Source organism: Burkholderia sp. b14 (assembly GCF_900156195.1).
Taxonomy (GTDB): Bacteria; Pseudomonadota; Gammaproteobacteria; order Burkholderiales; family Burkholderiaceae; genus Mycetohabitans.
Map to the genome: position 1 here is coordinate 1424001 of NZ_FTPJ01000003.1, position 25179 is coordinate 1449179.

Here is a 25179-nt window from a genome sequence, read left to right on the forward strand (position 1 = left end):
CCAATGTTTGACCGCCCCGTGCCTGCGCGCATGCTGCATCCGCAGCGCTGCGCCAGGGCGAGCCGTGCCCGCACGGCAGGCAGGCGGATCGTGTCGACGCTGGCCGTCGCGCTGCCGCTTGCGCTGTCGCTGTCCGTTGCGCACGCCGAGCGCGCGGATCGCGACAAGCCGCTAAACATCGAAGCGGACAACATGACGTACGACGACCTGAAGCAGCTGACGGTCTTCACCGGCCACGTCGTCGCGACCAAGGGCACGATCCTGATCCGTGCGGACCGCGTGGAAGTCAAGCAGGATCCGCAAGGCTACCAGCACGCCATCGGCACCAGCAACGGCAGCACACTGTCGTACTTCCGGCAGAAGCGCGACGGCATGGACGAATACATCGAAGGCAACGCGGTGCGCATCGACTACGACGGCAAGCAGGACCTGACAACGTTGACCACGCGCGCCGTTGTGCGGCGCTTGCATGGGTTGTCCAAACTCGTCGATGAGGTGCGCGGCAGTGTGATCACCTACGATGGTCAAAAGGACTTTTACACCGCGCAGTCGGGCAAGGATGTCGCGGGACCGGGCAATCCAAGCGGCCGCGTGCGCGCGATGCTCACCCCCAGCACGGGGGGCGGCGCGCTGCCTCAACCGGCCGGCGACGTGACGCTGACCCCGTCCACGACGCTGCAAGGAACGTCGCAACCATGAACGCATCGGTTCTCCCCGTGTCTGCTCGGACTGCGGCCAGCACGCTGTCGGTGCGCAACTTGCGCAAACGTTACGGCGCGCGCACCGTCGTCAAGGACGTGTCGCTTGACGTGAAAAGCGGCGAAGTGGTTGGGCTGCTCGGACCGAACGGCGCCGGCAAGACGACCTCGTTCTACATGATCGTCGGACTGGTGCCGCTCGATGCCGGCGAGATCATGCTCGATGACACGCCGATCAGCGTGCTGCCGATCCACCAGCGCGCCCGGATGGGGTTGTCCTATCTGCCGCAGGAGGCATCGGTATTCCGTAAGCTGTCTGTCAACGAGAACATCCGCGCGGTGCTGGAGTTGCAACTAGACGAGCATGACAAACCGCTGTCCAAGCAAGCGGTATCGGTGCGTGCCGACGCATTGCTCGAGGAGCTGCAGATCGCACACTTGCGCGACAATCCGGCGATGTCGCTGTCCGGCGGCGAACGGCGCCGTGTCGAAATCGCGCGCGCACTCGCCACCCGCCCCAGCTTTATCCTGCTGGACGAGCCGTTTGCCGGCGTGGACCCCATTGCCGTACTGGAAATCCAGAAAATCGTGCGCTTTTTGAAGGAGCGCGGCATCGGCGTGTTGATCACGGATCATAACGTGCGCGAGACACTCGGCATCTGCGACCACGCGTACATCATCAGCGACGGCAGCGTGCTCGCGGCCGGCGCGCCCAAGGAAATCATTGCGAACGAGAGCGTGCGCCGCGTGTACCTGGGCGAACATTTTCGTATGTAGTCCCTTTACTGGGGCGGGCTCCCGCCCCAGCCAGCGCCGACCTGGCGACACTGCCGCGCCAGCGGGTGGCTCGCGTGCGCCGACTCGTTCAAACATGCACAAAATGGGCCAACGTGTTCCCTCAAGGTTCCGCCAACGTGGCAAACTGTCTACAATAAAAAGCAATCTGCCATGAAAGCAAGCCTTCAACTCCGTCTATCGCAGCATCTGGCACTGACCCCGCAATTGCAGCAGTCGATTCGGCTACTGCAGCTGTCGACGCTCGAATTGCAGCAGGAGGTCGCCACGGCGATCGCGCAAAATCCTTTACTGGAGAACGAGGACGACTGGATCGCGAGCCCGTTGCGGGTCGCCGCGGACGGCTCACTGTTGCCGTCGCAAAGCAGCGCGCTGCCCACCGGCATGGCCGAGGCACCAGCACCGGTGCTCGGCAGCGCCAACGGCGTGAACGGCGAGCGCGCGGAAAGCGCGGAGCCGGCCGCCGTCGACGAATACAACGGCATGAACAGCGACAGCGGCACCGACACGGCGTCGTGGAATTTGGACGACTATGTGCGTCCCGGTGGCACCTCCGACGACGACGACATGCCGCCGCTGCAGTTGCACGAATCCACGGTCAGCCTACGCGAGCATTTGGGCGCGCAGTTGCGCCTGACCAAGGCTAGCCCGCGCGACCGCGCGCTGGTCACGTTTCTGATCGAGTCGCTGGACGACGATGGCTACCTGAGCGCGAGCTGCGACGAAATCCTCGCCGACTTGCCGGCCGAACTTGAGGTCGACGCCGATGAGTTGAACGCGGCGCTCGCGCTGCTGCACAGCTTCGATCCGGCTGGGGTCGGGGCGCGCTCGGCGTCCGAATGCCTGAAGCTGCAATTGTTGCGGCTGGAGCCAAGCGCCACGCGCACGCTGGCGCTGGAAATCGTGTCGAACTACCTGGAGTTGCTGGCGGCGCGCGACTTCACGCGTCTGCGCAAGCACCTGAAGGCCAGCGACGACGCGCTGCGCGACGCGCATGCGCTGATCCGCTCGCTCGAGCCGTTCCCCGGCGCCGCGTACGGCAAGGCCGAGGCCGACTACGTGGTGCCGGACATCATCGTGAAGAAAACCTCACAGGGGTGGCAGGCGGAGTTGAACCGCGAAGTCGTGCCGCGGCTGCGGGTCAACCACTTATACGCGAACATCCTGCGCAGCAACCGGGGTGACCCAGGCAGCGGTTCGTTGCGCCAGCAACTGCAGGAAGCGCGCTGGCTGATCAAGAACATCCAGCAACGATTTGAAACGATTTTGCGCGTCGCACAAGCAATCGTCGAGCGTCAGCGTAGTTTTTTCGTGCATGGCGAGATCGCGATGCGCCCCTTGGTTTTACGAGAAATTGCTGATACGCTGGGCTTGCATGAGTCGACCGTATCGCGGGTCACGACCGGGAAGTACATGCTGACGCCCTTTGGGACGCTCGAATTCAAGTACTTCTTTGGCTCGCACGTGTCGACCGATACGGGGGGCGCGGCGTCATCGACCGCGATCCGCGCGCTCATCAAGCAACTGATAGGAGCCGAAGACCCGAAAACACCTCTTTCAGACAGCCGCATCGCTGAACTGCTGGCCGAACAGGGCTTCGTGGTCGCACGCCGAACTGTGGCGAAATATCGCGAAGCGCTGAAGATTCCGGCTGTTAGCATGCGTAAGTCGTTATAGCCTACTGCATGTTGCGGTGGGCGTTTACCGGCCGCGGCGCTTAGATAGAATATGCTCAGGAGCCGGCCGATATCGGCCCGCCACACCTTTTTCGTCACAACGGGGTGCACGCCACACGCGGGACGAGGCTCGAGCGGCGCCGGATCATGCCTTTGCGCCAGCGGCTATTGAGCACGGAGAGGCAGCTATGAATCTGAAGATCAGTGGACACCACCTGGACGTCACGCCCGCCCTGCGCGAATATGTGGTCGCGAAGCTCGACCGAGTGCTCAGGCATTTTGACCAGGTGATCGATGGCACTGTGCTACTGGCCGTGGACAATCACAAGGAAAAGGAAAAACGGCAAAGGGTGGAGGTCAACCTGCACCTGAAGGGCAAGGACATCTTTGTCGAGAGCGCGAATGGCGACCTGTACGCGGCGATCGACATGCTGATCGACAAACTCGACCGTCAGGTATTGCGTTACAAGGGCCGGCTGCAAGGCCACCAGCATGAGGCGATCAAGTACGTGCCTGTTCCCGAGCAACCGGCACCCTGAGCGCGGATCGGGTCCGCGTTGGCAAGCCGCCCGCACCGGGCGGCTTTTTCATTACCCGCACCATTGTATCGCGTAGACCGGACCCGCGTTGGCGCGTTGCACCATACGCAACTCGCCTGATCTATAATGCTTTGGTTACCATAGTTGCCACCTATAAAATCATCAGCCGGAAAGCGTCTGCCGTGAGTCGTCGCGCGGCCCCCAGTGCTGGCCGACAGCCCGTGCGCGATACAATTGCTTTTCGCCTGTCCCTATGAATCGTCTAGCTAAAATCCTGCCCATTGAGAATGTCGTGCTGGGTCTGTCCGTGACCAGCAAGAAGCGGGTTTTCGAACAAGCCGGCCTGATCTTTGAAAATCAAAACGGCATTGCCCGTAGCGTCGTCACCGATAACCTGTTTGCGCGCGAACGGCTCGGCTCGACCGGTCTGGGCGAAGGCGTGGCGATCCCGCATGGGCGCATTAAGGGGCTGAAGCAGCCGCTGGCGGCATTTGTGCGGCTTGCCGAACCCATTCCGTTTGAGTCGCCGGACGGCCAGCCGGTCCAATTGCTGATCTTCCTGCTTGTGCCAGAACAGGCGACGCAGCAACATCTCGAAATCCTGTCCGAGATCGCACAACTATTGTCGGACCAGCAAGCGCGCAAGAGTCTGTCCACCGAGCCGGACCGTGGCGCGCTGCACCAACTGCTGACTCAGTGGCAACCCTAATCGCCGCGACGCGTGCGCTTCTAACACAATAGATTCAAGCGCATGCGTCGCACACCGCGATGAGCAGCGCCGCGCGACGCAACCCGAGAAGGCCACCATGGATACGTCCAGCATCAACGCGCAAAGCATCTTCGACGACAACGCCGCTTCGCTGAAGCTAAGTTGGCTGACGGGTCATGAAGGCTGGGACCGCGGTTTCTCAACGGAAACCGTCGCCAATGCGACCTCCAGCGCCGATCTGGTCGGCCACTTGAACCTGATCCATCCGAACCGGATCCAGGTGCTGGGCGAAGCCGAGGTCAACTACTATCAGCGGCAAAGCGATGAGGATCGCTCGCGTAACATGGCCGAGCTGATCGCCCTTGAACCGCCGTTCCTGGTCGTGGCCGGCGGCGTAGCGGCGCCGCCGGAGTTGGTGCTTCGCTGCACGCGCTCCTCGACGCCGCTGTTCACCACGCCGATGTCCGCCGCCGCCGTGATCGACAGCTTGCGGCTATACATGTCGCGTATCCTGGCGCCGCGCGCAACGCTGCACGGCGTGTTCCTCGACATCCTCGGCATGGGGGTGCTGCTGACTGGCGACTCGGGGCTGGGCAAGAGCGAACTGGGGCTGGAGCTGATCAGCCGCGGCCACGGGCTGGTCGCAGATGATGCGGTCGACTTCGTGCGGCTCGGCCCAGATTTCGTCGAAGGCCGCTGCCCGCCGCTACTGCAGAACTTGCTGGAGGTACGCGGACTCGGGCTGCTCGACATCAAGACGATTTTCGGCGAAACCGCGGTGCGCCGAAAAATGAAGCTCAAGCTGATTGTACAGCTGGTGCGCCGCCCCGACGGCGAATTCCAACGCCTGCCGCTAGAAAGCCAAACGGTTGACGTGCTGGGCTTGCCAATCAGCAAGGTCACGATCCAGGTTGCGGCCGGCCGCAACCTGGCCGTGCTGGTCGAAGCCGCCGTGCGCAATACGATTCTGCAATTGCGCGGCATCGATACATTGCGCGATTTTATGGAGCGCCAGCGGCTCGCGATGCAGGATCCGGACGGACAATTTCCAGGCAAGCTAATCTGAGCGGCCCGAAGCACTGCAGCGCTGCTATGATGAAACGCATGAACCCTGACTCGATGCGAATCATCTTGATCACCGGCATGTCCGGGTCTGGCAAATCGGTGGCACTCGCGGCGCTCGAGGATGCCGGCTACTACTGCGTCGACAACCTACCGCCACGGTTCCTGCCGGAACTCGTGGCGTTCCTGTCCCGAGAGGGACAGGCGCGACTCGGCGTCGCGATCGACGCGCGCTCGGCGCGCTCGCTGGACGAAATGCCGGAAATTATCCGTGCACTTGGCCACACCCACGACGTTCGCGTGCTGTTCTTGAATGCGAGCACGCAATCACTCATCCAGCGATTCTCCGAAACGCGCCGCAAGCACCCGCTGTCCGCGTCAATGGTGGACGACGCGCTCGATGGCATACAGGCTTCGCTGGCCGATGCAATCGAGCACGAACGGGAGCTGGTGGCCAATCTGGCGGAATTCGGGCACCAGATTGACACCAGCAGCCTGCGCGCAAACACGCTGCGCGCCTGGGTCAAGCAGTTCATCGAACACGATCAGACCGGTCTCGCGCTAATGTTCCAGTCGTTCGGCTTCAAGCGTGGCATTCCGCTGGACGCCGATCTGGTATTCGACGCGCGGACTCTGCCTAATCCCTATTATGACCGGGAGCTGCGGCCGCTGACGGGACTCGATCGGCCGGTGATCGACTTTCTTGCCGCCACGCCGCTGGTCGGCACGATGATCGACGATATCGCCGAGTACCTGTCCAAGTGGTTGCCGCATTTCTGCGACGACAATCGTGCGTACCTGACCGTGGCGATCGGCTGCACCGGCGGGCAGCATCGCTCCGTCTACATTGCCGAGGCACTCGCCGCGCGCTTCGCAAGCGCCGCAAACGTGCTGGTGCGGCATCGCGAGATCGCCGGCGCGCATGGTGACAGCGCGTCGTTTGCCAGTACATCGGCCCGAGCGTCCGGCTAGCCGCGCCAAACCGAGCACGAACGTATGTCAACTGTCCCATCCGATACCCTTGCTAAGCTGCCTCTGTTCCCGTTGCGCACGGTGCTGTTTCCTGGTGGCCTGCTGCCGTTGAAGGTGTTCGAGGCCCGCTACCAGGACATGACCCGTGACTGCCTGCGCGATCATGCGCCGTTCGGCGTATGCTTGCTCAAGAGCGGCAGTGAAGTGATCCAGCAGGACGAGCCGCCAGTACCCGAATCGATCGGCTGCCTGGCCGAGATTGTCGATTGCGACGTGGAGCGTTTCGGCCTGATGCATATCCGCGCCCGAGGCACACGCCGCTTCCGGTTGTTGTCGCATCGGACTGAGCCCAACGGCTTGCTACGCGGCCAGGTGCAGTTACTGCCCGAGGACCGCCCGCTGAACGGCGACGAGCGCGTCGCGAAGTTCGGCGCGTGCGCAGAGGTGCTCGAGCGAATCGTTGCCACGCTGTCCGAGCGCAGCCCGGGCAATCTGCCATTCATCGAGCCGTACGCATTCGACGATCCAAGCTGGGTATCCAACCGGCTCGCCGAGGTCCTGCCGGTCTCCGCGCGCGCGCGGCAAAAACTAATGGAAGTCCTCGATGCCGGCGCGCGGATCGACGTCGTGCACCACTACATGCTGCAGCACCAACTGCTGTAGCCTGCTCTACCCACTCCACTGCTGTAACCTGCATCACCCACTGCTGTAACTTGGGCTACAACAACGTTCCGTCCAGCGCATCGAGCAGCTTGCGCACCGGCGCGGGCAAGCCATAGTCGCCGATGGCATCCAGCCGCACCCATGCAGTGTCCGCCTGCGCGTCGCGCACTGCGGCCCGCGGTTCGTCCACCAGTTGCGCGAGCCGTGGCTCGATTTCGAGGCGAAAATGTGTGAACGTATGCGCCAGCGGGGCAAGCGGCGCCAGCACGACCGGCGCACCGCCGAGTTGCGCCGCACGCGCGGCAAGCGCGTCCACGTCCGGCGCCTCGGGCAAGCTCCAGAGCCCGCCCCAAATGCCCAACGGCGGGCGTTTCTCGAGCAGCACCTGATCGGCACTGCGCAGCACCAGCATCATTATGCGGCGTGTCGGCACGGGCTTTTTGGGCCTAGCGGCCGGCAGTTCACGCTGTCGGCCCGTCAGATTGGCCACACACGCGTGCGCAAACGGGCAGCGACCGCAATCTGGCCGGCCCCGTACGCACAGCGTCGCTCCCAGGTCCATCAGTCCTTGCGTATACGCCACGATGGGCTCGACCGGTGCGCCATCGCGCTGGCGTACGCTATCGGCTGCGTCATTGGACGCCTTCCCGGACGCCTTGTCGGATGCGTCACCGGCCGTCGGCAGCAACGACTCAGCTAGCGCCCACATCGCGGTCTCTACGCGCTTGTCGCCCGGAAAGCCGTCAATCCCAAAAATCCGCGCGAGCACCCGCTTGACATTGCCATCCAGGATCGGCGAGCGCACGCCGAACGAGAAGGCGGCAATCGCCGCCGCCGTCGAACGGCCGATTCCCGGCAGTGCCGCGAGTTGCTCAACAGTCTGCGGGAACGCGCCGCCATACTGCTGGACGACGACCTGCGCGCACCGGTGCAGGTTGCGCGCGCGAGTGTAGTATCCCAGTCCACTCCATAGCGCCATCACGTCGTCAGCCGCGGCAGCCGCCAATGCGTGAACGTGAGGAAAGCGTGCGAGGAACCTCGAATAATACGGAATCACCGTCGAGACCTGCGTTTGCTGCAGCATGATCTCCGACAGCCAGACTCGATATGGGTCCCGGCTGCGCTGCCACGGCAGGTCGTGCCGCCCATGCGTATGCTGCCACGCGATCAGGCGCGGCGCGAAGTCAGCTGGTTCTATGTTGGCCTCCAAGGGGTCGATTCAGCGCTGGCAGCGCGTGCAGTAATAGGTCGAGCGCTGTCCTTGCACGATGTGCCGGATCGGTACACCGCAAGCATGGCAAGGCAGGCCGGCCCGATCATAGACGAAATAGTCGAGTTGGAAATAACCGCTCTCGCCGTGGCTGCCGACAAAGTCGCGCAACGTACTGCCACCCTTGTCGATTGCCGCCGCCAGTGTCGCGCGAATAGCGTCGGCCAGCAGTTCATAGCGCGGCAGCGACACGCGTCCCGCCGGCGTACTCGGCCGAATGCCGGCGCGAAACAGACTCTCGGATGCATAGATGTTGCCCACGCCGACGACGATGTCGCCGGCCAGCAGCGCCTGTTTGATCGACACCGTGCGCCCACGCGTGCGACGATGCAGCAGCGTGCCCGAAAATGCGCTCGAAAAAGGCTCGACTCCAAGGCTGGCCAATAAAGGATGCTCGAGCACGCCGCCCGACGCGCGCGGATGCCACAACACCGCACCGAAGCGACGCGGGTCGCGAAAACGCAACACGAACTCATCGAAGACCCAGTCGATATGATCGTGCTGGGCGGCGGGCGGCAACGCGGGCAGGTTGTGCAGCACGCGCAGCGTACCGGTCATCCCCAGGTGCACGATGAGCCATCCGTCGTCCAGCTCGAACAGCAGGTACTTGCCGCGCCGTTCCACTTTGTGGATCACGCGTTGCTCAAGCTCGCGCGCCAGCGTGGCCGGCACCGGCCAGCGCAGCGCAACATTACGCACCTCGACGCGCTGCACGCGTCGTCCAGCGACATACGGTTCAATTCCGCGTCGCGTCACTTCAACTTCCGGCAGTTCTGGCATGTCTAATAGGCAGGCAGGTGGACACACCGTGGTCCACGCCCACTATTGTAGCCACCGCGTTACAATCCATCGAAACATTGACTGGATTTCCATGAACCTGCTTCTTGCCAAGCTGCTCCACCGAGGCCCAGCACGCCCGGCGGCGGCTGCCGCGTTGCTCGCCGTCTCGCTCGTGCTCACACGGCCCACCGCCGCGCAGGACAACGACTCGCCGGAATTGACCGATATCATCAGCACGCCAACGCCCGATGAGCAGAAGGCGCTGCCGCGCCTGCCGCTGACCAGCCAGGTGGTCTACCAGGTGCTGGCCGCCGAGGTTGCGCTGCAGCGCAACCAGCCCGCACCGGCCTACCAGACTTACCTGGCATTGGCCCGCGACACGATGGACCCGCGCTTCGCGCAGCGCGCCACGGAAATCGCGCTGCTTGCGCAAAGCCCGGTCGACGCGCTGAACGCGGCACAGCTGTGGCAACAGTACGCGCCCCAGTCGGATCGTGCCGCGCAAATCGATGCCTCGCTGCTGGTGCTGGCTGGCAAGCCCGAGGAAGCCAAGCCGCTGCTGGAGCAGCAATTGGCGAAGGTTGCGCCGGATAATCGTGCCAATGCGCTAATCGGGGTGCAAATGCTGCTGGCGCGCGGCCCGAACCGCACGTCGGGCCTGCATGTGCTGCAGAGTTTGTTGCGTCACGACATGGACAAGCCAGAGGCGAACTACGCGATCGCCCGACAGCAGGCACTTACGCAGGACCGCGATGGCGCGCGCCAGTCGCTGCAAGTCGCGCTGAAGGAAAAGCCCGACTTCCTGCCCGCAGTGCTACTGCTCGCGCAGCTCGGCCCACAGGATCGCGCGGAGGCCACGCAGCGGCTGTCGCAATACGTGCGTAAGAATCCGCAGGCGCGCGAGGCGCGGATGTCGCTGGCCCAGTTGTATCTGGCCAGCGATCAGCTGGACGACGCGAAAATCGAGTTCACGCGACTGGCCAATGACGACAGCCACGACCTGCTGCCGTTGATGGCGCTCGCGCTGATCGAGATCCAGCAGCGGCACTGGTCGAGCGCGAAGCAATACCTGCAACGGTACGTCGCGGCCGCGCAGCGTCAGCCAAACGCCGATCCGGGCCAAGCGTACCTCTATCTGGCACAGATCGCGCTCGAGCAAAAGGATGACCAGGCTGCGTCGCAATGGCTGGACAAGATCTCGCCCGGAAGCACGCAACACCTGGCGGGACAAATCACGCGCGCGCAGATCATCGCCCGCGAGGGCAAGGTCGACGACGCACGCAACCTGCTCGCCGAACTCAAGCCGATGACGCCGCGCGAAGCGGCGCTGATCGCGCGTACCGACAGCGCGATCTTGTTTGACGCCAAGCGCTATGCCCAAGCCGAGGCGCGGCTCGCGCAAGCGGCTAAGGCGTTTCCGGACGATCCGGACCTGGCCTACGACTACGCGATGGCCGCCGAGCGCAACGGTCACTACGACGTAATGGAAAAGCAATTGCGCGATCTAATCCGGCTGCAACCGGAAAACCCGCAGGCTTATAACGCACTCGGCTATTCGCTCGCGGACCGCAACCAGCGGCTGGACGAGGCCAATCAGCTGATCGAAAAAGCATCGTCGCTGGCACCGGACGATGCATTCATCATGGACAGCGTCGGCTGGATCAAGTATCGGCTCGGCGACAAGGCTGGTGCGGTGAAGGTGCTGCGTCGCGCGTACAACTTGCAGCCGAACGCGGAGATTGGCGCGCATCTAGGCGAGGTGCTGTGGGAAAATGGCGATCGTGACCAGGCCCGCGCGGCGTGGCGCGACGCACGGAAGCTGGAACCGCACAACGACACGCTGGTCAAGACGCTGAAACGCTTCCAGATCGACGACCTGTGATGAACCAAGTTCCACTACTGGCCGACGTGCGCGCCCGGCCTGCTCGTTGTGTTTCGTCTGTTCGCCGCGTGTTGCGCTGCGCTGCTGGCGGCCTGCGGCAGTCGCGCGCCATGCGCCACGGGTGTGGCGCGCTCGGGCTCGCTGCGCTGCTGAGCGCCTGTGTGACGCCACAACAGCGGCCCACTGCGCCCGTTGCCGGCACAGGCAGCGCGCAGGCCGGGCAAACCGTGCACGCGTACCATGGACGCTTCGCGGTCAGCTACGAGGACCAAAATGGGCAGCCGCGCAACGCGTATGGCAATTTTGATTGGCAGGAAGCCGGCCAAACCGTCAAGCTGCAATTGCTGAGCCCGCTCGGTCAGACGCTGGCCATCGTCGCGTCGGCACCAGGATTGGCCACCCTCGAATTGCCCAACAAAGCGCCACAGATGGCGCCAAGCGTATCCGAGCTAATGCAGGGCACGCTGGGCTTCTCACTGCCGGTCGAAGGGCTGCGCTACTGGTTGCAGCCATCCGTGTCGCCAGACTCGCGCGCCTGGACGGCGACCGACGGCGCCGGCCGCCTGAGCCGCGTCGAGCAGGACGGTTGGACGATTGAATACCTAGCGTACGTCGCCGCGCCGGTAAGCCGCGTCAAGCGCGTAAACCTGACGCGGCAGGCGCCACCGCTGTCGGTCAAACTCGTACTGGACCAATAAGCCGCGCACAGGCATCCACGGCGTGATGAACCCCCATGACTGAAACCGAAGACATACTGCGCGACTGCGCAGCCCCCGCGAAGCTCAACCTTTTCCTACATGTGACTGGCCGCCGCGAGGACGGGTATCACGAGCTACAGACGGTGTTCCAGTTGCTGGACTGGAGCGACGTGCTGCATTTCCGGCGCCGCGACGATGGCACGGTGCGCCACCTGCGGCCACTGGACGGGGTCCCCGAGCAGGCCGATCTAAGCGTTCGAGCGGCAAAGCTGTTGCAACAGCGCAGCGGTTGTCGCTACGGTGTGGAGATCGACATCGACAAGCGCCTGCCGATGGGAGCCGGCATCGGGGGCGGCAGCTCGGATGCGGCAACCACGCTGCTCGCGTTGAACCGGCTGTGGCGGCTGTATCTGCCGCGCGCGACGCTGCAAGCCCTGGCACTAGAACTGGGCGCCGACGTGCCGTTCTTCGTGTTCGGGCGCAATGCCTTTGCGCAAGGCGTGGGCGAGCAACTGCAACCGGTTCAGCTGCCAACACGCACGTTCCTGGTGGTTAAACCCGCGGTACATGTGCCGACCGCTGAAATTTTCCGCTCCGAGGCATTGACAAGAGACACCAAACACATCACAATTATGGACTTTCTTGCACGGCAAAACATCGCTGATGACAATAAGGCAAGCGAGGCGGGTTGGCCAGATCATTTTGGTCGAAACGACATGCAGCCGGTTGTCGCGGGAAAATATGCAGAAGTGGCGCAAGTGTTGGATTGGTTTTCGACAATCGCGCCCGCCCGTATGACGGGATCGGGTGCGAGTGTATTCGCAGCATTTCCCAGCAGGGCGCAAGCGGAGTTGGCGCAAGCAAAGCTCCCTGCCGGCTGGCAAAGTGCGATAGCATCGAGTCTGGACCGCCATCCGTTGTACACTTTTGCGTCATAAAAGGTTTCGCCGTGTCGGGTTCGCGAGTCCCGACCAGGCAGACGGTTCGTGTAGGGGAGTCGCCAAGTTGGTTAAGGCACCGGATTTTGATTCCGGCATTCGAGGGTTCGAGTCCTTCCTCCCCTGCCAGTTACCCATAGCGCGGGCATGATCTTGCCCTAGCGCCACACGCTCCATCCCATGCCACGCCCCCCGAGTAGCAGGTGCACGATGAACAGTGACGGCCTGATGGTATTTACTGGCAACGCGAATCCCTCGCTTGCACAGGAAGTCGTCAAGACCCTGGGTATTCCTCTTGGCAAAGCGATGGTCAGCCGCTTCTCGGACGGAGAAATCCAGGTCGAGATCCAAGAGAACGTCCGCGGCAAGGATGTATTCGTCTTGCAGTCCACCTGCGCGCCGACGAACGACAACCTGATGGAATTGATGATTATGGTCGACGCGCTCAAACGCGCATCGGCCGGACGGATCACGGCAGCCATCCCCTACTTCGGCTATGCGCGGCAGGACCGCCGCCCGCGCTCGGCGCGCGTTGCGATTTCCGCGAAGGTCGTCGCCAACATGCTGGAAATCGCCGGTGTCGAACGGATCATCACGATGGATCTGCATGCCGATCAGATCCAAGGTTTCTTCGACATTCCGGTTGACAATATCTACGCGACGCCGGTGCTGCTCGGCGACCTGCGCAAGCAAGCGTACGACAAGCTGCTGGTCGTGTCGCCGGACGTCGGCGGCGTGGTACGCGCGCGCGCGCTGGCAAAGCAGCTGAACACCGATCTGGCGATCATCGACAAACGCCGCCCGAAGGCGAACGTCGCCGAGGTGATGAACATCATCGGCGAAGTTGAGGGTCGCACGTGCGTGATCATGGATGACATGGTCGACACTGCCGGCACACTGTGCAAGGCCGCACAAGTGCTGAAAGAGCGCGGCGCGAAGAAAGTGTTCGCGTATGCGACGCACCCGGTGCTGTCCGGTGGCGCGATCCAGCGCATCGCGGACTCAGCGCTCGATGAGCTGGTCGTGACGGACACGATTCCGCTGGGCAAGGAGGCACTGGAATGCTCGCGGATTCGCGCGTTGTCATGCGCCGGCCTGCTGGCTGAAACTTTCTCGCGGATTCGCCGCGGCGACTCGGTGATGTCGCTGTTCGCCGAACATTAAGAATAGCTGTATTCCGGCAAGGCCGCCCTCGAGTGGCACTGCCAGCCCGTGGTGCGCAGTTACGAACGCGCGCCGCGTATTTCGGGACCGACGGGATCCGTGTCGGATTCGATGGTCCCGTTTTGATGACCCGGGCAATTTGCCCGGACCCACTGCCTGGTCGCGGGCAGTCATTGGAGAGACAACATGAAAGTAGTCGCTTTCGAGCGTAGCCAGCAGGGAACGGGTGCGAGCCGCCGCCTGCGCAATGCCGGCAAGACGCCGGGAATCGTGTACGGCGCTGGCACCGAACCGAAGTTGATCGAGTTGGACCATAATGCGCTGTACCACGCGCTGAACAAAGAAGCATTTCATTCGTCGATTCTCGATCTCGAGATCGCCGGTGCGACCGAACAAGTACTGCTGCGCGACGTCCAATATCATCCGTTCCGTCGAATGGTGCTGCACGTGGACTTCCAGCGTGTCGACGCAAAGACGAAAATCACGGTGAAGGTCCCGCTGCACTACATGAACCAGGAAGGCTCGCCGGCGGTGAAACTCGGTGGCGGCGTGATTACGCACGTGCTGAACGAAATCGAAGTATCGTGCCTGCCGGGCAACCTGCCCGAGTTCATCGAAGTCGACCTGGCCAACTTCGGGTTGAACCAGTCGTTGCACGCGAAGGATGTCAAGCTGCCGGCCGGGGTTGAACTGACGCCGCACGTCGAGCAGGAAAACCCGGTGATCGTGTCGGCGACGCTACCTGCTGGCGCGGTATCAGATGAAGCAGGTGAATCGTCAGAAGGCGGCACGCCGGCTGCATAACGCAGTACGGACACTGCATACGGGGACGCAATGCTGCGTGCCCGTCACATAGTAGAATCGATCCTCTCGATCCGCCGGTACGATGCAACGAAGTCGGATCAGCGGGACGAAGTGACCCGCCGAGGCCATGCCCGGCGGGTTTTTTTAACTGAATTCACGAGTGGCACGACCATCATGATCAAGTTGATCGTCGGACTCGGCAATCCGGGCGCTGAATATGCGGCCACGCGGCATAACGCGGGATTCTGGTTCATCGACCAGCTCGCACACAAAGCAGGCGCCACGCTGCGCGACGAGCGGCGCTTTCACGGCGCCTATGTGAAGGTGCGCCTGCACGGCGAGGAAATCCACTTGCTGCAACCCCAAACGTTTATGAACCGGTCTGGGTTGTCCGTGGTGGCAGTGGCACAGTTCTTCAAGATTCTGCCCCAATCCATCCTCGTCGTTCATGACGAGTTGGATTTGCCGCCGGGCGTCGCGAAACTGAAGTTAGGCGGCGGCAGTGGCGGACACAACGGCTTGAAGGATATTTCCGCTCATCTGTCAACGCAGCAATATTGGCGTCTGCGTATCGGCATTGGCCATCCGCGGGAGCTGATTCCGGAGGGCGCGCGCGCGGGCGCCAAACCTGACGTGGTCAATTTCGTGCTGAAACCGCCGCGCAAGGAAGAACAGCAACTTATCGACGCAGCCACCGACAAAAGTCTCGCGGTGATGCCGCTGATTGTCAGCGGGGAAATGGAACGCGCAATGATGCAACTTCACCGCGCTTAAGTACGATAGAGAAGCCGCAACGGCGGCACAGGACAATTAGATTGGCGCGGGGTGGCTCAGCGCTCACCGTCGGCGCGCTCATCGACCGTCATCAGCGCGCGATACTTGTCCATTAGCTGCTCGCGGGTCTCAACCCGCTCGGGATTCACCGGGATACATTCGACGGGACACACCTGAACACATTGCGGCTCGTCGAAATGACCGATGCACTCGGTGCATTTATCCGGATCGATCAGATAGATTTCCGGCCCCATCGAAATCGCGCCGTTCGGGCACTCGGGCTCGCAAACGTCACAATTGATGCACTCGTCGGTAATCATCAAAGCCATACGGCCACCAACTTTCCGAGAAAAAACAACACATTATAACTTTTCTGGCCTGCTTCTCGGCTGCGCAACATTGCATGTCAGCGTAACGTGAGAATGCCCGGTCCGTGCAAAGTAAGAACGTCCGCTCGGTGGCCTCCGAGTCAGGTGCGATAGACCGCGCCGCTTCGACAATACCGCTGCCGCTGCGTCAGTAGTGCAAGCGGTAATTCAACCGCCGGCCGCGGCCCGAGAGGCCCCGGCGACCTTGTCCTTGAGCCACCTCTCCACCGAAGGAAACACGAATTTGCTGACGTCACCGCCTAACTGCGCGATTTCCCGCACGATCGTGCCCGAAATGAATTGATATTGATCAGACGGCGTCATGAACATCGTTTCGACGTCCGGCAGCAGATAGCGGTTCATTCCCGCCATCTGAAACTCATATTCGAAGTCCGACACCGCACGCAGGCCGCGCACGATCACCCGGGCATTATTGGCGCGGACAAAGTCCTTGAGCAACCCCGCAAAACTCATCACCTTCACGTTCGGATAGTGACCCAGCACCTCCTGCGCGATGTCCAAACGCTCCTGCAACGAGAAAAACGGCTTCTTGTTGCGACTGTCGGCGACTCCGACCACCAGCGTGTCGAAAATGCTCGAAGCACGGCGCACAAGATCTTCATGACCGCGAGTGAGCGGATCGAACGTACCGGGATAGACCGCAACTACCATCAATATTCTCCTCTCGCTTAACAAGCCGGCGGCACGATGCGCGGTCGCGCTGGCACTCGCCGCCAATGCCCGGCGGCAAGCGGGACCGGTACAGCGGTGGCCGGCGTGACGTCGCGGTAAAACGCCGCCAGCTCGTTTTTGGAACGCGCATTATTCACCATTTTCGCACCGCAGCAAATGATAATGCACCGCGCCGGCGCGCGCGTGGCGTACGATGCGCCATTCCTGCAGCGACGGCCAGCCGGGCGTGGCAGCGACGCCCTGCTGCGCTTGAGCGTCCCGCACCGCAGCCAATGGCGCATCGGATTCGACATAAACTACACCGCCAGGCGCCACCAGCGGCAACGCAAGCGTCAGCGCGCGCCCAAGCAGTTCGGCATTGAACGGCGGGTCGAGGAACACGATGTCGAATCCTGCCGGCGCGAGGCCGGCCGCCAGCCGCAACGCATCGGCCTGCACAATTTCGATCGTCTGCGCATCCAATTTTTGCCGGATCGCGTTTAGTTGTGCAGCCGCGCGCCCATCGCGCTCGACCATTACCACACGTTGCGCGCCGCGCGATGCAGCTTCGAAGCCGAGCGCCCCGGTGCCGGCGAATAGGTCCAGGCACACCAGGCCATCCAGTTGCTGGCCCAACCAGTTGAACAAGGTTTCGCGCACACGGTCCGGCGTCGGCCTGAGCCCCGCCAGATCGAGCACCGGCAGCGGCGTACGCTTCCAGATGCCGCCGATGAGGCGGACCTGGTGAGGCGCGTGACGCGTCGCGGCAACGCGGCGCGATGCTGCGGCACCGGCGGCACGCGTTTGCGCACCGTCGAGGGCGGCAAAAGGCGCACGGGCGCGCGTGCGGGACGAGTGGTTCATCGATTCATTCCATTAGGCTGTCGTGACGCGGGAACGGACGCCGTCGCCGCGCGCAACCAGCCATCCTCCCGCGCCGGGGTGAGGAGAAGCAACCTTACCATAGCCGGAGCACAAACTCAGAAGCCCATGCGGCGCTCTGCTAGAATGTTTGGTCTGCCACCGGCGCTCCGTTGCCGGCCCCGACGTCGCCCGCCCGCGGCGCGCGTACCGCCACATTGCGAACCATGTTCAGCTTTTTCAAACGATTCAGGAAGAGCGATGCGTCCAGCCAGAAGCAAGACGCGCCCGTAGCGGATTCCGCCTCGCAAACCACCACGTCCGGCACGCCGGCCGCCCCGGACACGTCTGAAGCGCGTGGTGCGCCAGCTGCGCCTGCTACGACCACTGCACCTGCTGCAACCACAGCACCTGTCACACCACCAGCACCGGCGTCGGCCCCTGAGGCAGCGCCAAGCGGCACGCTGGGCGCGATCGGCGCGCCAGGGCCCGAGCCCTCCTCCCTCGAATCAGCGCAGCCGGCAGGATCAGTCCAGCCGGCACCCTCATCAGCATCCGGGACGTCATCCTCACCCGCGGCTTCGCCGGCGCCGGCACTCTCGCCAGCCTCTGCGGCGCCGCTTGCGGAAGTCTCGGCCCGATCCGCGTCCGGCGTGGCACCGCAACCCGTGCCCGCCAAGCCCGCTGGAACCGCCACGCAGCAGCTCGTCGGCGGCGCGGACGAAGAGATCGTTGAGATCGTGCCGCCCCCTGCTCCCGAGCCGACCGCCAAGCGCTCGTGGCTCAGCCGGTTGAAATCGGGGCTGACCAAAACCAGCTCGAACCTGACCGGCATTTTCATCGGCGTGAAGGTCGACGAGGCGCTGTTCGAGGAGCTCGAGACCGCATTATTGATGGCTGATGCCGGTGTGGATGCCACTACTTACCTGCTCGATGCGCTACGTCAGAAGGTCCGCAGCGAGAGACTGACTGACGCACAACAGGTCAAGGCGGCGTTGCGCACGTTGTTGATCGAATTGCTCACGCCGCTTGAGCAATCGATGGTGCTCGGCCGCACACAACCGCTGGTGATGATGATTGCCGGCGTCAACGGAGCCGGCAAGACTACAAGCATCGGCAAGCTCGCCAAGCACCTGCAGTCGTTTAACCAGTCGGTGATGCTGGCCGCCGGCGACACGTTCCGCGCCGCCGCGCGTGAGCAGTTGGTGATCTGGGGCCAGCGCAACAACGTCGCTGTGATCCAGCAGGAAAGCGGTGACCCGGCCGCGGTGATCTTCGACGCGGTCGGCGCCGCGCGCGCGCGCGGCATCGACGTGCTGATGGCGGACACCGCCGGACGCTTACCGACCCAGTTGCATCTGATGGAGGAGCTACGCAAGGTCAAGCGGGTAATCGGCAAGGCGATGGACGGGGCCCCGCACGAAATACTGCTGGTGCTTGATGCGAATACCGGCCAGAACGCGTTGGCCCAGGCCAAGGCGTTCGACGAGGCGCTGGGGTTGACTGGACTCATCGTCACGAAGCTAGACGGTACCGCCAAGGGTGGCATCCTGGCCGCCATCGCGCGCCAACGCCCAGTGCCGGTGTATTTCATCGGCGTTGGCGAGAAGGTCGAAGACCTGCAACCGTTCGTCGCCGCCGAATTTGCCGACGCGCTGCTCGGGTAAGCACGCGGCGCAACGCGTGCCCCGTCCCGGTTAACCGCCTGACACCAGCATCAGCGCGATCCAACCCATCACGCAGGCGATCAGCACATCGAGCACGCGCCACGCGACGTCTTTCTCGAACACCGGCCGTAACAGCCGCGCGCCGTAGCCGAGCGCGCAGAACCATACGAGTGACGCGCTCATTGCACCGAGCGCGAACCACAGGTTGGCCGGCCATGGATGGCGGCCGCCGACCGCGCCGAGCAGCACGACGGTATCGAGATAAACATGCGGATTAAGCAACGATAATGCGACGATCGTGCCGGCCATGCCAACCGCCGACTGCGCACCGTCTCGATCCGATGCATCGAGGTGTCCCGGCCCTTTCCACGCGCTGTACAGCGCGCGCAGGCCATACAGGAATACGAACAGCGCGCCGACGTATTTGACCACCACGAGCAACGCCGGCATCCGAGTCATCAACGCGCCCATGCCGGCGACGCCCGCCGCGATGAGCACGATATCGATCGATGCGCAGATCGCGACGACCATCCCAACGTGCACGCGTTTGAGACCCTGTCGCAGCACATACGCATTCTGCGCGCCGATCGCAACGATCAGGCTCGCGCACAATCCGAAGCCCGACGCATAGGTTGATCCGAACACCGGCAATGATTCAGCCCAGCTCATTTGGCATCCGGCTGAGCGGCGGGCACAGCATGGCGGAATGCGTCTAATTGCATCGCGTTGTCGAAGAGGCGCTGAATCGCGGCAAAGGGCGCCAGGTCGATGTTGAAGCGCTGCGCGTTGAAAACTTGCAACACGATGCACAGGTCAGCGAGGGTCGGCGTGTCGCCGATCGCAAACTTGCCGATGCGCGAATCGTTCGCCAACTGCGCGTTAAACGCGCTGAAGCCCGTCTCGATCCAGTGGCGGCACCACGCGTCTTTTTGTGCCTCATGAACTTGCTCCTACAGCGCGCGTGTCAGACTACACGCAATGTCAGTATGTCGAATCCGTCCAGGCCGCCTTCGAGCACATCGCCCTTCGCCACCGCCCCCACCCCTTCCGGCGTTCCGGTATAGACCAGGTCGCCCGCCGCCAGAGCAATGAACCGCGATAAGTAGGCGATCGTTTCCGGCACTGGCCAGAGCATCGTCGACACGTCCGCGTGCTGTCGCGGCACGCCATTGACCGTCAGCCACAATTGGCCGGCAGCGACGTGCCCGACCTGCGATACCGGATGGATCGGCCCAATTGGCGCAGACAGGTCAAAACCCTTGGCCATGTCCCAGGGACGGCCCAACTTCTTAGCCTGCGCCTGCAAATCGCGGCGTGTCATGTCAAGCCCGAGCGCATAGCCGTACACATGCTCCAGTGCGTGCTCTACCGGGATGTCGCGCCCCCCACGCCCGATCGCCACGACCAGTTCCATCTCGTGATGGACCTCGCCCGACTCAGGCGGATACGGAAATTCGCCCACGGTCCCGGGCGCCACATACAGCACTGCGTCGGCGGGCTTGCTAAAGAAAAAGGGGGGCTCGCGTTGCGGGTCGTGGCCCATCTCGCGCGCGTGCGCTTCGTAATTGCGGCCGACACAATAGATACGGTGCACCGGAAACACATCGGACGACTGCACCACCGGCACCGCGGGGTTGGGCACCTCGAATAAATAAGCCATCACATGCTCCCCTGACGAGTGTGAGCACTACATCGGTATCCGCCCGCGGAACAACCGGCGAGGCGTACGCCTTAGACGAAACACCCAAGTTTAAACCGGTGGCGATCGCCAGTCCGGCGCGGCATGCCTTGCGCGCTTGCCAGAAAGCCTCGAATGCGATACTCAGTGTGGCTCCTGCATTCCCGAAGTGAAGCGGCTGATCGCATCGGCACATGCGCTTACATAGCCGGTGCATTGGTCGCCCGATGCCATGACTGAATCGAACCCGTTATCCGACAGCACGCCCGGCGGCGCAAGTTTTCGTTGTGCGCCGTTGATTAAGGAGATCGGGCGAGGAGCGCGCGGCGCCCGCGCGCTTTCGCATGACGATGCCTATGCGCTCTATACCGCGATGCTCGACGGGCGCGTCTCCGATGTCGAGCTGGGCGCAGTGGTGCTCGCTTACAGAGTCAAGGGCGAGACGCCGCAGGAGCTTGCGGCGATGCTTGCTGCGGCGCAAGCGTCGCTCAGACCACTCGCCACGCGCGGCGATTACTACCGCCCTGTGTCGATACCGAGCTACAACGGCGCGCGCAAGCAACCAAACCTCACACCGCTGCTCGCCTTGTTGCTTGCGCGTCGCGGCGTGCCGGTACTCGTGCATGGCGTGACAGTGGACCCGGGACGGGTGACCAGCGCCGAAATCTTTGCCGAATTGGACCTGCCGGCTGCGCGCTCGATCGACGAAATCGACCCGGCACTCGCTCACGCGCGGGTCGCATTTGCGCCGATCGACGTGCTCGCGCCCAAGATGTCCCGCTTGCTCGGGCTACGCGCGACACTCGGCGTGCGCAATACGACCCATACGCTGGTCAAGCTGCTACAACCGTTCGCCGAACCGGGACTGCGGCTGGTCAACTATACCCATCCGGCTTACCGTGACAGCCTGTCAGCGCTGTTCCGCGATTTCCCGCAGGCAGCAGCCGGTGGTGTGTTGCTGGCGCGTGGAACCGAAGGAGAAGCCGCGGCCGATACCCGGCGCCGGGTGCAGGTCGATTGGCTGCATGATCAGGTATGCGAGACGCTGGTCGATGCTGAACGTGCATCGACGCAAGCACCCGTGGTCGAACTGCCCGACGCTTTGGATGCGGCAACGACCGCGCGATGGATAACGGACGTACTGGATGGTCACGCGAGGGCACCCGAGGCCATCGTGAAGCAAGTCGAACTCATCGAGCGCGTTGCCCGATGGAGGGAATCGGGACAGGCACCGTGCGCGTAAGCGCATCGACCGTTGCGGCCGATCAGCAACGCTGTCCACCTGTGTTGCCTGCACACGCTATGTTCCATGCAACGGCTCAACGCGTGGCGACATGTTTGTGATTCGCTCGCTACGTTGTGCTGGCGTATCGCTGCGACAGCGTCGGATAGCCGCAGCGACACACGTTGCTACCTGCTGCAAATACTCCTATAGCACCGCAAGGTTAGTTGCAATAACGGGCCATGGTGCCACACGCATAGCTGCTTTGGCTCGTTGCCACAGCAATACCCGTCACGGCCGATACGGTCAACGCAACCGCCATCACTACCTTCATTACTTTGTATCCCATATTAATCTCCATATTGCTTCGGATAGCGTACTTTTTGTACGCGACATCAATATAGCATTTTGGCATCGTGGCCAAATTACCTCATGCGCGAGTCGCTCACGCGCATTCGCACAACGGCACAGTGTTTCGCATCGGGCCGCAAAATCCTTTCTTCGCGCTGACATTCGGACCGACCTGCGTCCGGCAGAAACCGCATCAACCCGCCGTTGAGCAAGCCCTCGCCGGTCGTTTGACAGCGACCATGCTATCGCCTCATCGGCCGTTCGGCTTTGACCGGACCGCAAGGGCGACAACAACGCAGCCCGCGCTCAACGATGAACCCAGGCCGCCGGCTACGCCTGCGATGCAACGCTGGACATGCGCCTGCGCTCGTGCCGATGGCCTATTCGGTCCATAGCCGACGCGCCGGTGTGAGCACCGATCTGGGTCGCACGCTACTGTTGAAAACCCAGCCCATGGCGGCAAGCGGATGACGCTCGCCACTGCAGCGACGACTGGCACGCGGCAACCTGCTGCCGCAGCCGCCTTCCGGCTTGCGGACACGACGCCCGGTGGCGCCGGCTCACTCCACCGCGCAGCGCGTCGCATGCCAGACGACCAGACGCCAGTGCCCGTTGTCGTTTGCCTGAACCGCCGTGTAGGCAATCGGGTACACAAGTGCGCCGCTGTTGGCTTCCATCTCGATCAGCACGCGCCCGTTCACCATGCAAATATCGTGGGACAGCGGCACGATCTCCTGGCTCTGCACCTCGATCTGCCGATAGCGCCGCCGGCCGCCGACGATCGAATCGATCACTTGCTGTTTGCTTTCGCGCTTGCCATTCGTATGCACATAGCTGGCGTGGTCGGCAATTAACGTGTCCAACAACTCGCTGTTGCCGTCAACCATCGCTTGAAAGCGCTTGCGCTCCAATCCCCGGATCGTCTCAATAACCTTGGCCGCCATCTGTGCCTCGCTTCGAACGCGAAACGGGCCGAGCGTGACGCCCGCTTCAGAAGTTGTATTGCAGATAAAGCTGGGTGAAATTTATACCAGGATTCGGCTGCTTGATACCGCCATTGGACACATGTTGGAAACGAAATCCCGCCTGGTACTGCTGGCGCTCGCCGAACTGCGCGCCCACGCCAACCATGTCCGCGAACTGGAACGCCGACGAGACGGTGAAACGCGCTGAGATGCGCGGGTGCGTCAACCACCGTACGCCCACGCCGGCCTCGACATACGGACGGACCTGGCCGCTGTTCTTGATGAAACGCACCACCGGCGTCATACCAAACTCGCCGATGTTCGAATGCCCATCGCCTTCGTCCGTATGCCAATACGACACATGCATTTCGCCGACCAGCGCAAAGTGCCAGGATCCCGTATCCCACCACGTCATGTCCGGATCCCATACCAGCGCCAGGTCGCCCTTCTTGATGTGGCGGTCGCCGATCCCGCCGCCGAGTTGGACGCCAAACCGGTCCGCATGGGCTGCCGCGCTGGCAGCCAGCGCCAGTGCCGCCAACGCTGCGCGCAGCACGCGCTGCGCTGGCGCCGCCGGGCCGTGCTTCGTCGTGAACGTACTCATTGTTCTCCAAATATTAAGCAAGCACTGACAACGTGGTTCGCCCGCCATTTTAGGTTGCCGCGCGGATCGCTGCTCACCGCGTACTCTTTGCCGCCTTCTGCCCCTTATATTCAGCCCGCACGCCGGAGGAAACTTCTATCCGCGTCCGCGGGTCAAAAAAACTATTAGAATATCCATATCAATAGTTAAACAGAACCGGCTGCGCCACTGTCAGCCTAACGGTTTAGCACTCTGTGGCATTGAGTGCTAAGATGTAGCGGAACGCCGTTTGCGCAGTAGCGCATGAAGCTGCCGATACAAGGAGTAACACGAGTGAGCAACGCAATGAGCCTACCGAGCTCTGCAAGCTTGACGCCGGCTGGCGCAGGCGCGCTGGCGCTCGCCTCGAATTCGATGCTGCCGGGTACGCTGGGCAATCTGGACGCTTACATTCAGGCAGTCAACCGCATCCCGCTGTTGTCGCAGACCGACGAAACGCGCCTTGCGACCGAATACCGCGAGCAGAACAACTTGGATGCCGCGCGCCAGCTGGTGCTGTCGCACCTGCGGCTGGTCGTGTCGATCGCGCGCAACTACTTGGGTTACGGTCTACCTCACGCGGATCTCATCCAGGAAGGCAACATCGGCCTGATGAAGGCCGTCAAGCGCTTCGATCCGCGTCAGAACGTACGGTTGGTGTCGTATGCGATTCATTGGATCAAGGCCGAGATCCACGAATACATCCTGCGCAACTGGCGCATGGTGAAAGTCGCAACGACAAAGGCGCAGCGCAAGCTGTTCTTCAACCTGCGCAGCCACAAGCAGGGCATGCAACCTTTCACGCCAGACGAGATCGCAGGGCTCGCGAAGGAACTGAACGTCAAGCGTGAAGAAGTGACCGAGATGGAGACGCGGCTGGCCGGCGGCGATATCGCGCTCGAAGGACAGTTCGAGGACGGCGAGGAATCATTCGCGCCGATCGCCTACCTGGCCGACTCGCGTACCGAGCCGACCGCGGTGCTCGCGTCACGCCAGCGCGACCTGCTGCAGACTGAAGGCCTGGCTGATGCGCTTGAATCCCTCGATGCGCGTAGCCGTCGTATCATCGAAGCGCGCTGGCTGCAGGTGCAGGACGACGGCTCGGGCGGCGCGACGCTGCATGAACTGGCCGACGAGTTCGGCGTGTCCGCTGAGCGCATCCGCCAAATCGAGGCGAGTGCGATGAAGAAAATGCGCGGCGCGCTGCAGCAATACGCGTGAGCGTTTGCCGCGTGCACTCACCGGACCCGGCTTCGGCCGGGTTTTTATTTGCACCGCGACAAATCGACACAATACTGATGCGCGAGGCCGCAGCGCGGTGAAAATGCGGCGGTTTGACGCGCTGCAAT

The 25179-nt window shown here is 62.7% G+C and carries 28 protein-coding genes and 1 tRNA gene; 18 read left to right on the top strand and 11 right to left on the bottom strand.

Translation table 11 applies throughout. From position 1 onward, the window contains the following. Positions 1-30: 30 nt before the first annotated feature. From lptA to B0B13_RS10980, 8 genes are all read left to right on the top strand, one after another. Complete coding sequence (gene lptA / locus B0B13_RS10945; protein ID WP_076787652.1) at positions 31-699, top strand: lipopolysaccharide transport periplasmic protein LptA; 669 nt, start codon at positions 31-33, stop codon at positions 697-699. Continuing rightward, positions 696-1475: an LPS export ABC transporter ATP-binding protein gene (lptB, locus tag B0B13_RS10950; RefSeq protein ID WP_076786047.1), complete on the top strand. Its 780-nt coding sequence runs from the start codon at positions 696-698 to the stop codon at positions 1473-1475. Before lptA ends, lptB begins: the two co-directional genes overlap by 4 nt. Positions 1476-1646: 171 nt before the next feature. Beyond that, on the top strand, positions 1647-3170 hold the full coding sequence (locus B0B13_RS10955; protein ID WP_076786046.1) for an RNA polymerase factor sigma-54: 1524 nt from the start codon (positions 1647-1649) through the stop codon (positions 3168-3170). A 187-nt stretch (positions 3171-3357) separates the two neighbouring features. After that, complete coding sequence (gene hpf, locus B0B13_RS10960; RefSeq protein WP_076786045.1) at positions 3358-3708, top strand: ribosome hibernation-promoting factor, HPF/YfiA family; 351 nt, start codon at positions 3358-3360, stop codon at positions 3706-3708. 253 nt (positions 3709-3961) lie between these two features. After that, entirely contained in the window at positions 3962-4417 is a 456-nt protein-coding gene (ptsN, locus tag B0B13_RS10965; protein ID WP_076796362.1) for a PTS IIA-like nitrogen regulatory protein PtsN, read from the top strand. Between the two features lie 97 nt (positions 4418-4514). After that, entirely contained in the window at positions 4515-5483 is a 969-nt protein-coding gene (gene hprK / locus B0B13_RS10970) for an HPr(Ser) kinase/phosphatase (RefSeq protein ID WP_041754506.1), read from the top strand. A gap of 53 nt (positions 5484-5536) precedes the next feature. After that, entirely contained in the window at positions 5537-6451 is a 915-nt protein-coding gene (gene rapZ / locus B0B13_RS10975; protein ID WP_076797278.1) for an RNase adapter RapZ, read from the top strand. Between the two features lie 24 nt (positions 6452-6475). After that, positions 6476-7114, top strand: a complete 639-nt coding sequence (locus B0B13_RS10980) for an LON peptidase substrate-binding domain-containing protein (protein ID WP_076786042.1) — start codon at positions 6476-6478, stop codon at positions 7112-7114. Positions 7115-7169: 55 nt separating this feature from the next. On the opposite strand, the gene B0B13_RS10985 is transcribed toward B0B13_RS10980, so the two are convergent. Together B0B13_RS10985 and mutM are read right to left on the bottom strand one after the other, a co-directional pair. Next, positions 7170-8249, bottom strand: a complete 1080-nt coding sequence (locus tag B0B13_RS10985) for an A/G-specific adenine glycosylase (protein ID WP_237574001.1) — start codon at positions 8247-8249, stop codon at positions 7170-7172. Between the two features lie 84 nt (positions 8250-8333). Beyond that, positions 8334-9164, bottom strand: a complete 831-nt coding sequence (gene mutM, locus B0B13_RS10990; protein WP_076786040.1) for a bifunctional DNA-formamidopyrimidine glycosylase/DNA-(apurinic or apyrimidinic site) lyase — start codon at positions 9162-9164, stop codon at positions 8334-8336. Positions 9165-9255: 91 nt separating this feature from the next. On the opposite strand from mutM, the gene B0B13_RS10995 reads away from it, so the two are divergent. The 7 genes from B0B13_RS10995 (at position 9256) to pth (ending at position 15424) form a co-directional block, all read left to right on the top strand. Beyond that, a complete protein-coding gene (locus B0B13_RS10995) occupies positions 9256-11046 on the top strand; it encodes a tetratricopeptide repeat protein (RefSeq protein WP_076796370.1) in 1791 nt (596 codons plus the stop codon). A gap of 110 nt (positions 11047-11156) precedes the next feature. Then, positions 11157-11744 carry a lipoprotein insertase outer membrane protein LolB gene (lolB, locus tag B0B13_RS11000; protein ID WP_076787650.1) on the top strand — a complete coding sequence of 196 codons (588 nt, stop codon included), beginning with the start codon at positions 11157-11159 and terminating at the stop codon, positions 11742-11744. Between the two features lie 35 nt (positions 11745-11779). Then, positions 11780-12682: a 4-(cytidine 5'-diphospho)-2-C-methyl-D-erythritol kinase gene (gene ispE / locus B0B13_RS11005; protein WP_076796372.1), complete on the top strand. Its 903-nt coding sequence runs from the start codon at positions 11780-11782 to the stop codon at positions 12680-12682. A 52-nt stretch (positions 12683-12734) separates the two neighbouring features. Beyond that, positions 12735-12811: transfer RNA gene (locus tag B0B13_RS11010), tRNA-Gln, on the top strand. A gap of 81 nt (positions 12812-12892) precedes the next feature. Next, a complete protein-coding gene (locus tag B0B13_RS11015; protein ID WP_076786037.1) occupies positions 12893-13846 on the top strand; it encodes a ribose-phosphate pyrophosphokinase in 954 nt (317 codons plus the stop codon). 186 nt (positions 13847-14032) lie between these two features. Then, positions 14033-14650 (top strand): 50S ribosomal protein L25/general stress protein Ctc, encoded by a 618-nt coding sequence (locus B0B13_RS11020; protein WP_076786036.1) that lies wholly within the window; start codon positions 14033-14035, stop codon positions 14648-14650. Positions 14651-14824: 174 nt separating this feature from the next. Beyond that, a complete protein-coding gene (gene pth, locus B0B13_RS11025; RefSeq protein ID WP_076797279.1) occupies positions 14825-15424 on the top strand; it encodes an aminoacyl-tRNA hydrolase in 600 nt (199 codons plus the stop codon). Between the two features lie 56 nt (positions 15425-15480). On the opposite strand, the gene B0B13_RS11030 is transcribed toward pth, so the two are convergent. The 3 genes from B0B13_RS11030 to rsmD all read right to left on the bottom strand — a co-directional run bounded on the left by B0B13_RS11030 (position 15481) and on the right by rsmD (position 17328). Continuing rightward, positions 15481-15753, bottom strand: a complete 273-nt coding sequence (locus B0B13_RS11030; protein ID WP_013436365.1) for a YfhL family 4Fe-4S dicluster ferredoxin — start codon at positions 15751-15753, stop codon at positions 15481-15483. 207 nt (positions 15754-15960) lie between these two features. Beyond that, positions 15961-16464: a pantetheine-phosphate adenylyltransferase gene (coaD, locus tag B0B13_RS11035; RefSeq protein WP_041753866.1), complete on the bottom strand. Its 504-nt coding sequence runs from the start codon at positions 16462-16464 to the stop codon at positions 15961-15963. 150 nt (positions 16465-16614) lie between these two features. Next, positions 16615-17328, bottom strand: a complete 714-nt coding sequence (gene rsmD / locus B0B13_RS11040) for a 16S rRNA (guanine(966)-N(2))-methyltransferase RsmD (RefSeq protein WP_076796375.1) — start codon at positions 17326-17328, stop codon at positions 16615-16617. A gap of 224 nt (positions 17329-17552) precedes the next feature. Here rsmD and ftsY point away from each other — a divergent pair, with 224 nt between their 5' ends. Then, positions 17553-18992 (top strand): signal recognition particle-docking protein FtsY, encoded by a 1440-nt coding sequence (gene ftsY / locus B0B13_RS11045; protein WP_076796377.1) that lies wholly within the window; start codon positions 17553-17555, stop codon positions 18990-18992. Between the two features lie 30 nt (positions 18993-19022). On the opposite strand, the gene B0B13_RS11050 is transcribed toward ftsY, so the two are convergent. The 3 genes from B0B13_RS11050 to B0B13_RS11060 all read right to left on the bottom strand — a co-directional run bounded on the left by B0B13_RS11050 (position 19023) and on the right by B0B13_RS11060 (position 20652). After that, complete coding sequence (locus B0B13_RS11050) at positions 19023-19661, bottom strand: LysE/ArgO family amino acid transporter (RefSeq protein ID WP_076796380.1); 639 nt, start codon at positions 19659-19661, stop codon at positions 19023-19025. Further along, positions 19658-19864 (bottom strand): glutathione S-transferase family protein, encoded by a 207-nt coding sequence (locus B0B13_RS11055; RefSeq protein WP_076786032.1) that lies wholly within the window; start codon positions 19862-19864, stop codon positions 19658-19660. Before B0B13_RS11055 ends, B0B13_RS11050 begins: the two co-directional genes overlap by 4 nt. A 92-nt stretch (positions 19865-19956) precedes the next feature. After that, positions 19957-20652: a fumarylacetoacetate hydrolase family protein gene (locus tag B0B13_RS11060; RefSeq protein ID WP_076796383.1), complete on the bottom strand. Its 696-nt coding sequence runs from the start codon at positions 20650-20652 to the stop codon at positions 19957-19959. 250 nt (positions 20653-20902) lie between these two features. On the opposite strand from B0B13_RS11060, the gene ybiB reads away from it, so the two are divergent. Then, positions 20903-21913, top strand: a complete 1011-nt coding sequence (gene ybiB / locus B0B13_RS11065; RefSeq protein WP_076796386.1) for a DNA-binding protein YbiB — start codon at positions 20903-20905, stop codon at positions 21911-21913. A 202-nt stretch (positions 21914-22115) separates the two neighbouring features. On the opposite strand, the gene B0B13_RS19415 is transcribed toward ybiB, so the two are convergent. From B0B13_RS19415 to B0B13_RS11085, 3 genes are all read right to left on the bottom strand, one after another. Further along, a complete protein-coding gene (locus B0B13_RS19415; RefSeq protein WP_255710790.1) occupies positions 22116-22241 on the bottom strand; it encodes a hypothetical protein in 126 nt (41 codons plus the stop codon). A gap of 562 nt (positions 22242-22803) precedes the next feature. Further along, positions 22804-23187, bottom strand: coding sequence for a nuclear transport factor 2 family protein (locus B0B13_RS11080; RefSeq protein ID WP_076786030.1), 384 nt, complete (start codon positions 23185-23187; stop codon positions 22804-22806). Positions 23188-23233: 46 nt separating this feature from the next. Next, positions 23234-23812 (bottom strand): acyloxyacyl hydrolase, encoded by a 579-nt coding sequence (locus tag B0B13_RS11085; RefSeq protein ID WP_076796395.1) that lies wholly within the window; start codon positions 23810-23812, stop codon positions 23234-23236. Between the two features lie 312 nt (positions 23813-24124). Here B0B13_RS11085 and rpoH point away from each other — a divergent pair, with 312 nt between their 5' ends. Beyond that, on the top strand, positions 24125-25051 hold the full coding sequence (gene rpoH, locus B0B13_RS11090) for an RNA polymerase sigma factor RpoH (RefSeq protein WP_076787648.1): 927 nt from the start codon (positions 24125-24127) through the stop codon (positions 25049-25051). Positions 25052-25179 lie beyond the last annotated feature (128 nt).

Bases quoted from the DNA above. Each gene is read 5' to 3' on its own strand.
- lptA (WP_076787652.1), top strand. From the start codon at position 31: ATGCTGCATCCGCAGCGCTGCGCCAGGGCGAGCCGTGCCCGCACGGCA.
- lptB (WP_076786047.1), top strand. From the start codon at position 696: ATGAACGCATCGGTTCTCCCCGTGTCTGCTCGGACTGCGGCCAGCACG.
- B0B13_RS10955 (WP_076786046.1), top strand. From the start codon at position 1,647: ATGAAAGCAAGCCTTCAACTCCGTCTATCGCAGCATCTGGCACTGACC.
- hpf (WP_076786045.1), top strand. From the start codon at position 3,358: ATGAATCTGAAGATCAGTGGACACCACCTGGACGTCACGCCCGCCCTG.
- ptsN (WP_076796362.1), top strand. From the start codon at position 3,962: ATGAATCGTCTAGCTAAAATCCTGCCCATTGAGAATGTCGTGCTGGGT.
- hprK (WP_041754506.1), top strand. From the start codon at position 4,515: ATGGATACGTCCAGCATCAACGCGCAAAGCATCTTCGACGACAACGCC.
- rapZ (WP_076797278.1), top strand. From the start codon at position 5,537: ATGCGAATCATCTTGATCACCGGCATGTCCGGGTCTGGCAAATCGGTG.
- B0B13_RS10980 (WP_076786042.1), top strand. From the start codon at position 6,476: ATGTCAACTGTCCCATCCGATACCCTTGCTAAGCTGCCTCTGTTCCCG.
- mutM (WP_076786040.1), bottom strand. From the start codon at position 9,164: ATGCCAGAACTGCCGGAAGTTGAAGTGACGCGACGCGGAATTGAACCG.
- B0B13_RS10995 (WP_076796370.1), top strand. From the start codon at position 9,256: ATGAACCTGCTTCTTGCCAAGCTGCTCCACCGAGGCCCAGCACGCCCG.
- lolB (WP_076787650.1), top strand. From the start codon at position 11,157: ATGCGCCACGGGTGTGGCGCGCTCGGGCTCGCTGCGCTGCTGAGCGCC.
- ispE (WP_076796372.1), top strand. From the start codon at position 11,780: ATGACTGAAACCGAAGACATACTGCGCGACTGCGCAGCCCCCGCGAAG.
- B0B13_RS11015 (WP_076786037.1), top strand. From the start codon at position 12,893: ATGAACAGTGACGGCCTGATGGTATTTACTGGCAACGCGAATCCCTCG.
- B0B13_RS11020 (WP_076786036.1), top strand. From the start codon at position 14,033: ATGAAAGTAGTCGCTTTCGAGCGTAGCCAGCAGGGAACGGGTGCGAGC.
- pth (WP_076797279.1), top strand. From the start codon at position 14,825: ATGATCAAGTTGATCGTCGGACTCGGCAATCCGGGCGCTGAATATGCG.
- B0B13_RS11030 (WP_013436365.1), bottom strand. From the start codon at position 15,753: ATGGCTTTGATGATTACCGACGAGTGCATCAATTGTGACGTTTGCGAG.
- coaD (WP_041753866.1), bottom strand. From the start codon at position 16,464: ATGGTAGTTGCGGTCTATCCCGGTACGTTCGATCCGCTCACTCGCGGT.
- rsmD (WP_076796375.1), bottom strand. From the start codon at position 17,328: ATGAACCACTCGTCCCGCACGCGCGCCCGTGCGCCTTTTGCCGCCCTC.
- ftsY (WP_076796377.1), top strand. From the start codon at position 17,553: ATGTTCAGCTTTTTCAAACGATTCAGGAAGAGCGATGCGTCCAGCCAG.
- B0B13_RS11050 (WP_076796380.1), bottom strand. From the start codon at position 19,661: ATGAGCTGGGCTGAATCATTGCCGGTGTTCGGATCAACCTATGCGTCG.
- B0B13_RS11060 (WP_076796383.1), bottom strand. From the start codon at position 20,652: ATGGCTTATTTATTCGAGGTGCCCAACCCCGCGGTGCCGGTGGTGCAG.
- ybiB (WP_076796386.1), top strand. From the start codon at position 20,903: ATGACTGAATCGAACCCGTTATCCGACAGCACGCCCGGCGGCGCAAGT.
- B0B13_RS19415 (WP_255710790.1), bottom strand. From the start codon at position 22,241: ATGGGATACAAAGTAATGAAGGTAGTGATGGCGGTTGCGTTGACCGTA.
- B0B13_RS11080 (WP_076786030.1), bottom strand. From the start codon at position 23,187: ATGGCGGCCAAGGTTATTGAGACGATCCGGGGATTGGAGCGCAAGCGC.
- B0B13_RS11085 (WP_076796395.1), bottom strand. From the start codon at position 23,812: ATGAGTACGTTCACGACGAAGCACGGCCCGGCGGCGCCAGCGCAGCGC.